Annotated in this window: 23 protein-coding genes; all 23 read right to left on the bottom strand. The window is 44.7% G+C overall.

The features are described 5' to 3' along the window. Nucleotides 1-19: 19 nt before the first annotated feature. Nucleotides 20-784: a tRNA pseudouridine(38-40) synthase TruA gene (truA, locus tag QNH36_RS00880; protein WP_283904466.1), complete on the bottom strand. Its 765-nt coding sequence runs from the start codon at nt 782-784 to the stop codon at nt 20-22. Nucleotides 785-789: 5 nt separating this feature from the next. Continuing rightward, nucleotides 790-1,587: an energy-coupling factor transporter transmembrane component T family protein gene (locus tag QNH36_RS00875; protein WP_251544834.1), complete on the bottom strand. Its 798-nt coding sequence runs from the start codon at nt 1,585-1,587 to the stop codon at nt 790-792. Further along, nucleotides 1,584-2,453 (bottom strand): energy-coupling factor ABC transporter ATP-binding protein, encoded by an 870-nt coding sequence (locus tag QNH36_RS00870; RefSeq protein WP_283904465.1) that lies wholly within the window; start codon nt 2,451-2,453, stop codon nt 1,584-1,586. The genes QNH36_RS00875 and QNH36_RS00870 overlap by 4 nt, the downstream gene beginning before the upstream one ends. Continuing rightward, entirely contained in the window at nt 2,429-3,268 is an 840-nt protein-coding gene (locus QNH36_RS00865) for an energy-coupling factor ABC transporter ATP-binding protein (protein ID WP_283904464.1), read from the bottom strand. Before QNH36_RS00865 ends, QNH36_RS00870 begins: the two co-directional genes overlap by 25 nt. Before the next feature lie 624 nt (nt 3,269-3,892). Continuing rightward, nucleotides 3,893-4,255 (bottom strand): 50S ribosomal protein L17, encoded by a 363-nt coding sequence (gene rplQ / locus QNH36_RS00860; protein ID WP_144481247.1) that lies wholly within the window; start codon nt 4,253-4,255, stop codon nt 3,893-3,895. 76 nt (nt 4,256-4,331) lie between these two features. Then, nucleotides 4,332-5,276 (bottom strand): DNA-directed RNA polymerase subunit alpha, encoded by a 945-nt coding sequence (locus tag QNH36_RS00855; protein WP_144481248.1) that lies wholly within the window; start codon nt 5,274-5,276, stop codon nt 4,332-4,334. A 176-nt stretch (nt 5,277-5,452) separates the two neighbouring features. Next, a complete protein-coding gene (rpsK, locus tag QNH36_RS00850; RefSeq protein ID WP_023626407.1) occupies nt 5,453-5,842 on the bottom strand; it encodes a 30S ribosomal protein S11 in 390 nt (129 codons plus the stop codon). A gap of 24 nt (nt 5,843-5,866) precedes the next feature. Next, nucleotides 5,867-6,232 carry a 30S ribosomal protein S13 gene (rpsM, locus tag QNH36_RS00845; protein ID WP_144481249.1) on the bottom strand — a complete coding sequence of 122 codons (366 nt, stop codon included), beginning with the start codon at nt 6,230-6,232 and terminating at the stop codon, nt 5,867-5,869. Between the two features lie 23 nt (nt 6,233-6,255). Further along, nucleotides 6,256-6,369, bottom strand: coding sequence for a 50S ribosomal protein L36 (rpmJ, locus tag QNH36_RS00840; protein ID WP_003156543.1), 114 nt, complete (start codon nt 6,367-6,369; stop codon nt 6,256-6,258). Between the two features lie 34 nt (nt 6,370-6,403). Further along, on the bottom strand, nt 6,404-6,622 hold the full coding sequence (infA, locus tag QNH36_RS00835; protein ID WP_009791305.1) for a translation initiation factor IF-1: 219 nt from the start codon (nt 6,620-6,622) through the stop codon (nt 6,404-6,406). Nucleotides 6,623-6,838: 216 nt separating this feature from the next. Continuing rightward, on the bottom strand, nt 6,839-7,585 hold the full coding sequence (gene map, locus QNH36_RS00830) for a type I methionyl aminopeptidase (protein WP_251544832.1): 747 nt from the start codon (nt 7,583-7,585) through the stop codon (nt 6,839-6,841). Continuing rightward, nucleotides 7,585-8,235: an adenylate kinase gene (locus tag QNH36_RS00825; RefSeq protein ID WP_144481251.1), complete on the bottom strand. Its 651-nt coding sequence runs from the start codon at nt 8,233-8,235 to the stop codon at nt 7,585-7,587. Before QNH36_RS00825 ends, map begins: the two co-directional genes overlap by 1 nt. Nucleotides 8,236-8,291: 56 nt before the next feature. After that, entirely contained in the window at nt 8,292-9,587 is a 1,296-nt protein-coding gene (gene secY, locus QNH36_RS00820; RefSeq protein WP_144481252.1) for a preprotein translocase subunit SecY, read from the bottom strand. Further along, on the bottom strand, nt 9,587-10,027 hold the full coding sequence (rplO, locus tag QNH36_RS00815) for a 50S ribosomal protein L15 (protein ID WP_144481253.1): 441 nt from the start codon (nt 10,025-10,027) through the stop codon (nt 9,587-9,589). The genes secY and rplO overlap by 1 nt, the downstream gene beginning before the upstream one ends. Before the next feature lie 32 nt (nt 10,028-10,059). Further along, a complete protein-coding gene (rpmD, locus tag QNH36_RS00810) occupies nt 10,060-10,242 on the bottom strand; it encodes a 50S ribosomal protein L30 (RefSeq protein WP_079504252.1) in 183 nt (60 codons plus the stop codon). Between the two features lie 13 nt (nt 10,243-10,255). Next, nucleotides 10,256-10,756 carry a 30S ribosomal protein S5 gene (rpsE, locus tag QNH36_RS00805; protein ID WP_283904463.1) on the bottom strand — a complete coding sequence of 167 codons (501 nt, stop codon included), beginning with the start codon at nt 10,754-10,756 and terminating at the stop codon, nt 10,256-10,258. A gap of 24 nt (nt 10,757-10,780) precedes the next feature. Continuing rightward, a complete protein-coding gene (gene rplR, locus QNH36_RS00800; protein WP_144481255.1) occupies nt 10,781-11,140 on the bottom strand; it encodes a 50S ribosomal protein L18 in 360 nt (119 codons plus the stop codon). A gap of 32 nt (nt 11,141-11,172) precedes the next feature. Further along, nucleotides 11,173-11,709: a 50S ribosomal protein L6 gene (gene rplF, locus QNH36_RS00795; RefSeq protein ID WP_144481256.1), complete on the bottom strand. Its 537-nt coding sequence runs from the start codon at nt 11,707-11,709 to the stop codon at nt 11,173-11,175. Nucleotides 11,710-11,741: 32 nt separating this feature from the next. Next, nucleotides 11,742-12,140: a 30S ribosomal protein S8 gene (gene rpsH, locus QNH36_RS00790; RefSeq protein WP_023626417.1), complete on the bottom strand. Its 399-nt coding sequence runs from the start codon at nt 12,138-12,140 to the stop codon at nt 11,742-11,744. Nucleotides 12,141-12,170: 30 nt separating this feature from the next. Further along, complete coding sequence (rpsN, locus tag QNH36_RS00785; RefSeq protein ID WP_009499044.1) at nt 12,171-12,356, bottom strand: 30S ribosomal protein S14; 186 nt, start codon at nt 12,354-12,356, stop codon at nt 12,171-12,173. Between the two features lie 25 nt (nt 12,357-12,381). Further along, nucleotides 12,382-12,921 (bottom strand): 50S ribosomal protein L5, encoded by a 540-nt coding sequence (rplE, locus tag QNH36_RS00780; RefSeq protein ID WP_041966519.1) that lies wholly within the window; start codon nt 12,919-12,921, stop codon nt 12,382-12,384. A gap of 26 nt (nt 12,922-12,947) precedes the next feature. Next, nucleotides 12,948-13,259, bottom strand: coding sequence for a 50S ribosomal protein L24 (gene rplX, locus QNH36_RS00775; RefSeq protein ID WP_283904462.1), 312 nt, complete (start codon nt 13,257-13,259; stop codon nt 12,948-12,950). A 34-nt stretch (nt 13,260-13,293) separates the two neighbouring features. Continuing rightward, nucleotides 13,294-13,662 (bottom strand): 50S ribosomal protein L14, encoded by a 369-nt coding sequence (gene rplN, locus QNH36_RS00770; protein ID WP_044393899.1) that lies wholly within the window; start codon nt 13,660-13,662, stop codon nt 13,294-13,296. Between the last annotated feature and the right edge of the window lie 25 nt (nt 13,663-13,687).

Genomic DNA, 13,687 nt, shown 5'->3' with positions numbered 1-13,687 from the left:
TCATATCATTTTTTTAAAATTAATTTTCGAATTGATGATCTTCTTCATCATAAAAAACCTTCCACAGATACAGTCCGTGTCCAGGTGCGGTCTTGCCGGCCTGGGTACGGTCTCGGGCCTCGAGAAGCTGGTGCATGCTGCCTGCAGCTCTCCTGCCTGTTCCTACCTCCAGCAAGGTCCCGACTAGGATCCTTACCATATTGTAAAGGAAGCCATTACCGACAAACCTGAATTCCAGCAGACCGTTCTCTTCGAAAAATTCGATTTCCTGCAAGGTTCGCACCCGGTCTTCCACTTCTGTTTTCGCTGAGCAAAAACTAGTGAAATCATTTGTGCCAAGCAGCTGTGTTGCTGCTTCCTTCATGGCTTCAAAATTCAGTTCGTACGGAAATTGATAGGCATAATTCCGCTGGAAGGGATCCCGATGCTTTGCCAGCAACAGGAAGTAGCGATACTCCTTGCCAACCGCATCAAAGCGGGCATGGAAATCAGGCGTGGCCAATTCCACCGAATTCACAGCAATATCACTAGGCAGCAGGGAATTGAGCGCGATTTGCCATCTGGCCGGCTCAATTTCCAGCATCGTGTCAAAATGGATCACCTGGCCGCGGGCATGTACTCCTGCGTCTGTACGGCCTGATGCGCTAACCCTGATGCTTGTCCCCTTATTCAGCTTCTCCAGGGCCTTTTCCAGCTCACTCTGGACCGTCCTTTTGCCTGGCTGCACCTGATAGCCGGAAAAACCGGTGCCTTCGTATGAAATTATACATTTGATTCGCGGCATAATGATTACCCTCTTAAAACGAATAGTAGAACTGTGACAGCTGCCAGGAAGAGAAGCATCGCGGTATCGACCATGCCCCATGTCAATTGTCGATACTTCGTTCGTCCTTCGCCGCCTTTATAGCCTCTTGCCTCCATTGCAACAGCAAGCTCCTCTGCCCGCTTGAACGAGCTGATGAACAGCGGAATCAATAATGGCACGATCGCCTTGATCCGCTCTTTGACAGGGCCGCTGTTATACTCTACTCCGCGTGCTGTCTGAGCCTTCATGATTTTATCGGTTTCCTGCATGAGCGTCGGGATGAATCTCAACGAAATTGACATCATTAAAGCGAGCTCGTGGACAGGGAACTTGAATTTTTTCAAAGGATTCAGCAATGTCTCGAGTCCATCGGTAATCTCGATCGGCGTCGTCGTCAAAGTCAAAAGTGACGTCATGAGAATCAGCAGCAGGAATCTGAGGGAGATGAATATCCCCTGCCTGAGACCTTCCTCATAGATTTTCAGCCAGCCAAGCTCGAAGACGATATCGCCTTCTTTGGTCATGAAGATATGGAGCAGGAATGTAAACAACACGAGCAAAAACACTGGCTTCAGCCCGCCATACAGGAATCTTAACGGAATCCTCGACAAACCTACCATTAGAAATGTGTAGGCTGCAAGTGCAGCATAGGTCGGGACATTGTTGGCAATAAATACTATGATGACAAACAGGAACACCATGATCAGCTTTGAACGCGGGTCCATCCTATGAAGAAGTGAATCTCCAGGCACATAACGGCCAAAAATCATTTTCTCCATCATTTTTGACCGCCCCCTTTCACGAACTCTGCGACCATTTCCGCGAGCTCCTCTTCTGAAAGGCTGACCTTACTGAATTTCGTATCAAATGCTTTTTCTATCTTTAACTGCAGGCCAACAACTTCGGGTACATCTAGCCCAAGTTCCAGCAAAGCGATTGGATCGGCAAAAATCTGTTCGGGTGTCCCTTTTGTAAAAACCTTGCCCTGATGCATGACAACTATTTCATCCGCATACCTGGCTGCGTCCTCCATACTATGGGTGACAAGAACTGTAGATAAATTCCTTTTTTTGTGAAGAGTATAAAATAAGTCCATAATTTCTTTCCGTCCGCGAGGGTCCAAACCTGCAGTCGGCTCGTCCAATACGATGACTTCAGGCTCCATCGCCAGTACACCCGCGATGGCCACACGCCGCATCTGACCTCCTGAAAGGTCAAAAGGCGATTTTTCAAGGATGTCTTCAGGCAATCCTACCAACTTGAGCGCTACAATGGCACGAGCCTTCGCGTCTGCTTCAGTAACACCAAAATTCATCGGGCCAAACATGATATCCTTTTCCACTGTCTCTTCGAATAACTGATGCTCCGGGAATTGGAAGACAATGCCTACCTTTTCGCGGACACCCTTAAGGTTCTTCTCTTTCCGCCCTGCCTTGATTTCCCGGCTGCCAATCAGGACGGAGCCTTTTGTTGGTTTCAAGAGAGCATTCAAGTGCTGAAGAACGGTAGACTTGCCCGAACCGGTATGACCGATGACAGCAAGATATGTTCCTGAAGGGATATCGATTGATACATCGGATATCGCAAGACGTTCGAACGGGGAATCAGCCTGGTAACGATATTCTACATTTTTGAGTGAGATGTCCATAATTCCGTCACCAGCTCTTCTTCTGTCAAATATGTTTTCGTAAGTCCTATTCCTTTTTGACGCATGATTTTACTTATTTTTACCGGGAAAGGGATATCCAGACCCAGCTTAACCAATTCTTCATCCATCTCGAAGATCTGTTCGGGAGTTCCTTCACGATAGAGCTCCCCTTTGTTCATGACGATGATCCTGTCTGCTTTGGCAGCTTCCTCAAGGTCATGCGTGATCGAAATGACCGTGATGTTTTCGCGGTCTTTCAATTCGCGTACGGTTTCGATTACTTCTGCACGGCCGCGTGGATCAAGCATCGATGTAGCCTCGTCCAAAATGATGATGGCCGGCTGCAAGGCAATCACACCCGCGATGGCGACACGCTGTTTCTGGCCGCCTGACAGATGGTGCGGCTCTTGATTCAGAAAGGTTCCCATTTTGACTTTATCAAGTGAAGTCTGTACACGCTCTACCATCGTCTCCTGCGGCACGCCGTGATTTTCCAGACCAAAAGCCACATCATCCCTTACCGTCGTTCCAACGAACTGGTTATCAGGATTTTGAAAGACCATTCCTACATTTTTTCTAACTTCCCACACTGTATCTTCAGACAGTACCGTTCCGCATACTGCGATTGTTCCCTCCTGGGGGAATTGAAGCCCATTCAATAATTTTGCCAGCGTCGATTTGCCTGAACCATTATGACCGACAATCGCCAGCCATTCGCCTTCTAAAATATCAAAGGTGATATTTTTCAGCGCAGGCGTCTGCTGTCCCTCATAGCTGAAGGATACACCCTCTATACTCACTAGTGGTTTGCTCATCTCCGCCCTCCTCTCGACTCTTCTTCACTGTCTCTTCTCTTTTTAATATTCTGCTAGTCATCATTATACAAGACTGTTTTCGTAAAGATTGTTGTTAAAATCTTAAAGCCGATTTTAACGTGCTATAAGCAATTTTGCAGTTCGTTTTTAAGTGTGCAAGCTCTTTTCTCATTATAAGCATTAATTTTATTAAGAAAACTAGGTCATTTAATCCCATTTTGTAGTCAATAGCAACAAAGTTTGAGAAAAGAGCCTTATACAAAAATCTCTGGATATAAAAAAAGCCTGCACCTCTCCCCGAGCGGAAGCGATCCGCGAATTGCAAGTCCTTAAAAGGACTGGGGAGAAGTGCATGAGCTAGACGAGACAGGCAGAACAGCTCCGGTACGTGATCGATCCATGATCAACCCGCGCCGATCCAAAGTTCTTAAAGTTCCCTGGAATAACCGGCCGATGGGGCCAGTGAACTCTTCTTTCCCAGTGGCCTGCGCATCATAACGCTCGTTTTTGGCTTGTGCTGCTTTTTTTAAGTTTTTGCAAGGGACTTAGCCCTTATAGTAAAAAAAGGGGATGAAACAAGTTTGTATAAACTGTCCATCGCCCTTGTTTGAGTGTTTAATGGTATTAAACTAACTCGATAATTACCATTGGCGCACCGTCACCGCGGCGTGGTCCAAGTTTCATGATACGAGTGTATCCACCTTGACGCTCAGCGTAACGAGGAGCGATGTCAGCGAATAGTTTTTGAACTGCATCCTGGTTTGTTTCAGCGTTTGCAACTTCGTGGCGAACCCAAGCAGATGCTTGACGGCGAGCGTGAAGGTCTCCGCGCTTTCCAAGAGTAATCATTTTCTCAACAACTGAACGAAGCTCTTTCGCACGTGTTTCAGTAGTTTCAATACGCTCATTGATAATCAAATCAGTTGTTAAGTCACGTAGCATTGCTTTACGCTGGGCACTTGTGCGTCCTAACTTTCTGTATCCCATGAGTGTTTCCCTCCTTTGTTGAAGTCGTAAGCCGGCAGCGATAGGACTGACAGCAAAATGCCTAGTTAATCAATAACTAGTCATCTTTGCGTAAGCCTAAGCCTAGCTCTTCTAGTTTTGCTTTCACTTCTTCTAGTGATTTTCTGCCAAGGTTACGCACTTTCATCATATCTTCTTCTGTCTTGTGAGCAAGCTCCTGGACAGTGTTGATACCAGCACGCTTTAAGCAGTTATATGAACGAACAGAAAGATCAAGTTCCTCAATCGTCATCTCAAGGACTTTTTCTTTTTGGTCTTCTTCTTTCTCTACCATGATCTCAGCATTTTGAGCTTCGTCAGTCAGACCGACAAAAATGTTCAAGTGCTCAGTCAGGATCTTTGAACCTAGTGCAATAGCTTCCTTAGGACCAGTGCTGCCATCTGTCCATACGTCAAATACCAGCTTGTCATAATTCGTCATTTGCCCTACGCGTGTATTTTCTACTTGATAAGATACTCGTGAAACCGGTGTGTAGATAGAGTCGATTGGAATGACACCGATCGGCTGGTCTTCACGCTTGTTCTGGTCAGCAGGATTGTATCCGCGTCCTCTTCTTGCATTCAGGCGCATACGCAATGAGCCTTTGCTTGATAGAGTAGCAATGTGAAGATCCGGATTAAGGACTTCGACATCACTGTCATGCGTGATGGATGCTGCAGTGACTGGACCCTCGCCCTGTACATCGATTTCAAGTGTCTTCTCTTCATCAGAGTAGATCTTCAACGCTAATTTCTTAACGTTTAAAATGATTGATGTTACATCTTCTACGACGCCTTCAATTGTTGAGAACTCATGAAGTACTCCATCGATTTGAATCGATGTGACAGCTGCACCTGGGAGTGAGGATAATAGGATACGACGTAAGGAGTTACCCAAAGTTGTACCATATCCACGCTCAAGCGGTTCTACGACAAACTTGCCGTACTTGGCATCATCGCTGATCTCAACCGTTTCGATTTTTGGTTTTTCTATTTCGATCATCAAATATACCCTCCTTCAAAACGTCGAAACCCCGGCAGGTTTTTTCCCTTACCGAAATTCCCCCATGTATACGTTCCCGTTTGTGCACAACAACTGGATTAATGATTTCTGTATACCTAGAAAATATTTGTATCATATCCCATTATAGACAGGAGTACAAATTCTATACAGAAAAATTAAACACGGCGACGTTTTGGCGGGCGGCAGCCGTTATGTGGAACTGGAGTAACGTCTTTGATCGCAGTTACTTCAAGACCTGCTGCTTGAAGAGCACGGATTGCTGCTTCACGGCCAGCACCTGGTCCTTTAACAGTAACCTCAAGAGTTTTCAGACCATGTTCCATAGAAGTCTTAGCTGCAGTTTCTGCTGCCATTTGTGCTGCGAATGGAGTGGATTTACGTGAACCCTTGAAACCAAGCGCACCTGCACTAGACCATGATAATGCGTTACCATGTACGTCTGTAATTGTTACGATAGTGTTGTTGAAAGTTGAACGAATATGCGCAACTCCACTTTCAATATTCTTTTTGACGCGGCGTTTGCGTGTATTAGTTTTACGAGCCATTTAAATGTTACCCTCCTTTACGGATTATTTTTTCTTGTTAGCTACAGTCTTACGAGGACCTTTACGAGTACGTGCGTTGTTCTTCGTGTTTTGTCCGCGAACAGGCAATCCACGACGATGACGCAAGCCACGGTATGAACCGATCTCCATTAGACGCTTGATGTTTAGTGAAACTTCACGGCGAAGGTCACCTTCAACCTTTAACTTGTCGATGATATCACGGATTTTGTTAAGTTCTTCTTCAGTAAGGTCGCGAACGCGAGTTTCTTCAGAAACACCAGCCTCAGCAAGAACTTTCTCAGCAGTTGATCTGCCGATTCCGAAAATATATGTTAAAGCAATAACTACACGCTTTTCACGTGGAATATCTACACCAGCAATACGTGCCATCTAGATGCGCACCTCCTTTAATATTAACCTTGTTTTTGTTTATGTTTAGGGTTTTCACAGATCACCATTACTTTGCCTTTTCTGCGGATAACTTTGCACTTTTCACAGATTGGCTTAACAGATGGTCTCACTTTCATTACTCTAACCTCCTTGATAGTACGGAGTCACGGTTTATTTAAAGCGGTAAGTAATTCTTCCGCGAGTCAAATCATATGGAGAAAGCTCAACTGTTACTTTATCTCCAGGCAGGATCCGAATGAAGTGCATTCTGATTTTGCCGGAAACATGAGCCAACACTGTATGACCATTCTCTAATTCTACCTTAAACATTGCATTCGGCAAAGTTTCTATTACTGTGCCTTCAATTTCAATTACATCATCTTTCGCCATAAACTGGTCTCCCTTCTTTATTCAAATTCGTATTAAATCATAGCCCGCTTACGCGGAATGGAACTTTCTATTGTGATACGGCATCCAATCGAGAATATTGATGAAAAATATTCAACCTTATGATTATAACATAAAGCTGGCTTCCCGTCCGCATAGAAAAATCATTTTTGCCTATTTAAAGACTAAAAAACAGAATCAGACGGCTGAACACCGTGATCAGGCTTTTGTTAAGATCTCAAAACCAGTTTCAGTGATCGCAATGGTATGCTCAAAATGAGCACACATTTTACCGTCAACCGTTACAACAGTCCAATTATCGGCTAACGTATTTACATAGCGGCTTCCTGCATTCACCATCGGTTCTATGCATAGAACCATTCCAGGCTTCAGCCTCGGTCCTCTGTTAGGAGGGCCGTAATGAGGAATTTGCGGGTCTTCATGCAATTCTTGCCCAATTCCATGGCCGACATACTCACGAACAATAGAAAAGCCTTCTGATTCCACATACGTTTGAATTGCATGGGAGATGTTCGAAAGACGTTCCCCTGGCTTAGCTTCTTTCAGGCCCGTGAACAATGACTCTTCTGTCACGTCCAACAGACGCTGGGTTTCTTCATCAACCTTTCCAACCGGGTAAGTCCAGGCGGAGTCCCCGTGGTATCCGTTGTACTTTGCACCGATGTCAATGCTGATGATGTCGCCTTCTTTAAGAACCCGATTTCCAGGTATCCCGTGAACTAGTTCTTCATTAACGGATGCACAGATGCTGCCGCGAAAACCATTATAACCTTTAAAAGAAGGAGTTGCACCTTGTTTGCGGATAAAATCCTCAGCAATGGCATCCAGCTCTTTGGTTGTAATGCCAGGAGCAACGTGTTTTTTCAACTCCTGGTGTGTCAGCGCTACAATGCGACCTGCTTCCCGCATAATTTCTATTTCACGAGGGGTTTTGCATATGATCATTAATTTAAGCCCCCAAGCAATTCTTCGATATCAGCAAAAACGACATCAATGTCCTGCTGACCGTTGATATTGCGTAAGTAACCTTTATCTTCATAGAAGTTCAACAGAGGCTTTGTTTGCTGGATGTTAACGTCCAGACGGTTTTGAACTGTTTCTGCGTTATCATCAGCGCGCTGGTAAAGCTCGCCGCCACAACGGTCACAAACGCCTTCCTTTGCAGGAGGATTGAACACAAGGTGGTATGTCGCTCCACAGTTTTTACAAATCCTGCGTCCTGTCAAACGCTCCATGAGGATACTCTGATCCACATCAATGTTGATGACATAATCAATTTTTTTGCCAAGATCAGCAAGCATGCTGTCCAGTGCTTCAGCCTGTGCAACTGTGCGCGGGAATCCATCAAGAAGGAATCCATTTTCACAGTCTTCTTTGCTTAAGCGTTCACGGACAATCCCGATCGTAACTTCGTCAGGAACCAGCTCTCCCTTGTCCATAAATGATTTTGCCTGTAATCCAAGTTCCGTTCCTTCTTTGATAGCTGCACGGAACATATCTCCAGTTGAGATATGAGGGATGTTGTATTTACCAACAATTTTATCGGCTTGCGTGCCCTTACCGGCACCCGGAAGCCCCATCAGAACCAAATTCACAAGTTTTCCCCCCTCAGTCTCTATTAAAGATTCAAGGGACACAAGTCCCCTAAATCTTATTTTATAAAGCCTTTATAATGGCGTTTTACAAGCTGAGCTTCAAGCTGCTTCATCGTTTCAAGCGCAACGCCGACAACGATCAGCAAGCTAGTTCCGCCAATCTGAACCGATTGAGGCAGACCAGCGAATTTAATGAAAAACACTGGCAGCACAGAGATTACTGAAAGGAAAATCGCACCAACCAAAGTCAGGCGATAAAGAACCCTTGTCAAGTATTCCTGTGTGTTTTTTCCTGGACGTATACCAGGAACATATCCACCCTGCTTCTTCAGGTTCTCGGCGACTTGTTCAGGATTGACCTGGATGAACGCATAGAAATACGTGAACGCGATGATTAGTGCCACATAGACGATCATACCGATCGGCTGTGTGTAATCAAACGTCTTCTGAATCCAGAGTGTCACATCATTCGTGCCGAAGAACTGAGCGATTGTCGGAGGTGTAACGACAAACGAAATCGCGAAGATAACCGGGATGACACCAGCAGCGTTCACTTTCAAAGGAAGGTGAGTGTTCTGGCCGCCAACCGCGTTGTTTCCTACGCTCATGCGTTTAGCGTACTGGATCGGTATTTTACGTGTTGCCTGCTGGATGAAAATAACACCCACAACGATTGCGATAACAGCAATCAGAATCAGCAATACAGTCACAATGCGCAGGAACAGAGCGTCGCCTGCATCAGAGAACTGCTGTGCATAAATCTGATTGACCATTGTCGGAATTCCGGCAGCAATACCTGCAAAGATAATGATTGAAATACCATTTCCTACACCTTTTGCCGTGATCTGCTCACCGAGCCACATCAGGAATGCAGTTCCAGCTGTCAGAACAAGGGCAATCATCAGGTAAGAAGTGATACCGGCATTTTGGATCAATAATCCTCCTGCCATATTGTTAAAGCCATAAGACATACCGAGTGCCTGGATAAAACCAAGAACGATCGTGAAATAGCGGGTAAACTGAGCTAATTTACGGCGTCCGACTTCTCCTTGTTTGGACCATTCAGTAAACTTTGGCACAACATCCATCTGCAAAAGCTGGATGATGATTGAAGCAGTGATGTACGGCATGATTCCCATCGCGAAGATGGAGAAGTTCTGCAGCGCACCGCCGCCAAAAGTATTCAGCACACCGAAGACACTCATGTCATCCTGTGCTTTCAAAATATCTGCATTTACGTTCGGTACAGGAATAAATGAACCAAGACGAAATACAATCAACATTAAAAGGGTGAAGAGAATTTTATTTCTAATTTCACCCACGCGCATAAAATTGGAGATTGTCTGGAACATTAAATCACCTCAGTTTGACCGCCGGCAGCTTTGATCGCTTCCTCGGCTGCAGAGGAGAACTTATGAGCTTTAACAGTCAATTTCTTCTCAAGGCTTCCCTTAGCAAGGATCTTAACTCCTGCTAGTTCCTTCTTGACAAGACCTGTTTCGATTAGAAGTTCTGGAGTTACTTCTGTTCCATCTTCGAATACGTTCAGGCTATCAAGGTTAACGACTGCGTATTCTTTGCGGTTGATGTTCGTGAAACCGCGTTTAGGCAAGCGTCGGAATAAAGGAGTTTGACCACCTTCAAAACCAGGGCGTACACCGCCGCCAGAACGAGCGTTTTGACCTTTATGACCTTTACCAGCAGTTTTACCTTGACCAGAACCGATACCGCGTCCAAGACGCTTACGTTCTTTACGAGAACCTTCTGCAGGCTTTAATTCATGAAGTTTCATGTTGGCACCTCCTTATTTTAAAAAGGTTAAAATTATTTTTCAGTTACTGTAACCAGGTGAGAAACTTTGTTGATCATGCCGCGGATTGCTGCATTATCTTGTTGCTCAACTGTTTGGTTCATTTTACGTAAGCCAAGAGCCTTAACTGTTTCGCGCTGATCTTGCGGACGGCCGATCAGACTGCGAGTGAGGGTAATTTCTAATTTGTTAGCCATTTGATTTCCCTCCTTATCCTAACAGTTCTTCCACAGATTTACCGCGAAGTTTCGCTACTTCCTCTGCACGCTTAAGTTGAGATAGACCTTCAAGAGTTGCACGAACCATGTTGATTGGAGTGTTCGTTCCTAGAGACTTAGACAGGATGTCAGCAACACCTGCTAATTCTAGTACCGCACGAACTGGTCCGCCAGCGATAACTCCTGTACCTTCAGAAGCAGGCTTCAGAAGGATTTCACCAGCACCAAAGTGTCCGATAACCTGGTGTGGAATTGTAGTACCAACCATAGGTACTTGGATTAGGTTCTTCTTCGCATCTTCGATAGCTTTGCGAATCGCTTCAGGTACTTCTTGTGCTTTACCAGTACCCATGCCGACATAACCGTTTTTATCTCCTACTACTACTAGAGCAGAAAAACGGAAACGGCGTCCACCTTTAACAACTTTAGCAACACGGTTAATCGTAACTACGCGTTCTTCAAGTTCAAGTTTGTTTGGATCAATACGACGCATCTTTTTGTGTCCCTCCTTTTTCTATTAAAATTCTAAGCCGTTTTCGCGGGCAGCATCAGCAAGTGCCTGGATGCGGCCATGATAGAGGTATCCGCCACGGTCAAATACTACTGACTTATAACCTTTTTCCACAGCACGCTTAGCGATTAATTCACCGATTTGCTTTGCTGATTCCAGGTTATTGCCTTCAACGTTCACTTCTTTATCTAAAGTAGAAGCACTCGCTAGAGTTACTCCATTTACATCGTCGATTAATTGAGCATAAATGTGCTTGTTTGAACGGAACACATTTAGACGAGGACGAGCTTCAGTTCCGCTAAGTTTCGCACGGACACGAGCGTGTCTCTTACGGCGAGTAGCGTTTTTATCAGCCTTCGTAATCATTTACGTCACTCCTTTCGTTAACCTATGCGGCATTACTTACCTGTTTTACCTTCTTTGCGGCGTACATATTCGCCTTCATAACGAATACCTTTGCCTTTGTAAGGCTCTGGTGGACGTACGTCACGGATGTTAGCAGCCAATGCGCCAACACGCTCTTTATCAGTACCTTTAATAACGATCTTCGTATTTGAAGGAACTTCGATTTCAAGGCCTTTTTCTGCCTCGATTTCAACCGGATGAGAGTATCCTACGTTAAGTACAAGCTTGTTACCTTGCTTAGAAGCACGGTAACCGACACCTACTAGCTCAAGGCCTCTTTCGAATCCTTTAGATACACCCTCAACCATGTTAGCAAGAACCGCACGAGTCGTTCCGTGCAATGCACGATGTTCTTTGTTATCAGTTGGACGAGAAATGTTGACTACGTTCTCTTCGACCTTGATTTCGATGTCAGAGTGAAAAGTACGAGACAATTCACCTTTTGGTCCTTTTACTGTTACGTGATTGTTATCAAGAGTAACAGTAACACCAGCTGGAATTTCAATTGGTTTTTTACCTACGCGTGACATTTGTTGCACCTCCATTCATTCAGAAAAATCTATTACCAAACGTATGCTAAAACTTCTCCGCCCACTTGCTTAGCGCGAGCTTCTTTGTCAGTTAAAACGCCGTTTGAAGTTGATACTAGTGCGATACCTAAACCGTTAAGTACACGAGGTACTTCAGTTGATTTTGCATAAACGCGAAGTCCTGGCTTACTGATTCTCTTAAGACCAGTGATAACACGCTCGTTGTTTGCACCGTACTTCAAGAAGATACGGATGATACCTTGCTTATTGTCTTCGATATATTCAACGTCACGCACGAAACCTTCACGCTTAAGGATCTCAGCGATTTCTTTTTTAATGTTAGAAGCAGGTACTTCTAATTTTTCGTGACGAACCATATTCGCGTTACGAATACGAGTTAGCAAATCTGCAATCGGATCTGTCATGACCATTTAATTTACCTCCTTCCAGAGCTTTCAGTTTTACCAGCTAGCTTTTTTCACACCAGGAATTTGTCCTTTGTATGCTAATTCACGGAAACAAATACGGCAAAGCTTAAATTTGCGGTATACAGAGTGCGGACGGCCGCAGCGCTCACAGCGAGTGTACTCTTGTACTTTGTATTTAGGCGTGCGTTTTTGTTTCGCAATCATTGATTTCTTAGCCACGTTTTCGCCTCCCTCTTATTAGAGATTACTTTTGAAATGGCATTCCGAATTGTGTTAATAGTTCACGAGCTTCTTCATCAGTGTTAGCAGTCGTTACAATAACAATGTCCATGCCACGTACTTTGTTTACTTTATCGTAATCAATTTCAGGGAAGATTAACTGTTCTTTAACACCAAGTGTGTAGTTACCGCGTCCGTCGAAAGACTTCTTGGAGATACCGCGGAAGTCACGTACACGTGGTAAAGATACTGAAATTAACTTGTCGATGAATTCGTACATGCGCTCACCGCGAAGAGTTACTTTCGCACCGATTGGCATACCTTCACGAAGGCGGAAGCCAGCGATTGATTTCTTAGCACGAGTCACAACTGGCTTTTGACCAGTGATCGTTGCCAATTCCTCAACTGCAACATCAAGAGCTTTAGCGTTGGCAACAGCGTCACCTACACCCATGTTGATTACGATCTTTTCAAGTTTAGGAACTTCCATAATTGACTTATAGTTAAACTTGCTCATAAGAGCAGGAGTAATTTCATTGTTGAACTTTTCTTTTAGGCGGTTCATCGATTGTACCTCCCTTCTTCAATAGACTATTTATCTAGAACTTCACCGGATTTTTTAGCAACGCGTACCTTCTTGCCGTCCTCGACAGTGTATCCAACTCGGGTTGGCTTGCCGGATTTCGGATCTACAGGCATTACGTTTGATACATGGATAGGTGCTTCCTGGTTCAAGATTCCACCTTGTGGATTTACTTGAGAAGGTTTAGCGTGTTTTTTCACGATGTTGATTCCTTCTACAAGAACACGGCTTTGCTTAGGATAAGCTTCAAGGATGATCCCTGTTTTGCCTTTGTCCTTACCAGAGATGACCATTACTTTGTCACCTTTTTTTACATGCATCTGTGTGCACCTCCTTAAAGGCATTTGAAATAGATTATAGTACTTCTGGAGCTAATGAAACGATCTTCATGAAGTTGTTGTCACGAAGCTCACGTGCAACTGGTCCGAAGATACGAGTACCACGAGGACTCTTATCGTCACGGATGATTACACAAGCATTCTCGTCAAACTTAATGTAAGTACCGTCAGTGCGGCGCATACCAGTTTTTGTACGAACGATAACTGCTCTGACAACGTCACCTTTTTTAACAACGCCACCTGGTGTTGCTTGTTTCACTGTGCAGACGATGACGTCACCAATATTAGCAGTCTTACGGCCGGAACCGCCAAGAACCTTAATAGTAAGAACTTCACGAGCACCTGAATTGTCAGCAACTTTTAAACGTGTTTCCTGTTGGATCATGCGAGTAACCTCCCTTCGGAATAAA

Source organism: Mesobacillus sp. AQ2, assembly GCF_030122805.1.
GTDB lineage: Bacteria > Bacillota > Bacilli > Bacillales > Cytobacillaceae > Mesobacillus > Mesobacillus oceanisediminis_A.
Note: the sequence above shows the minus strand (reverse complement) of the source record. Positions and strands in the feature narration are given on the sequence as shown.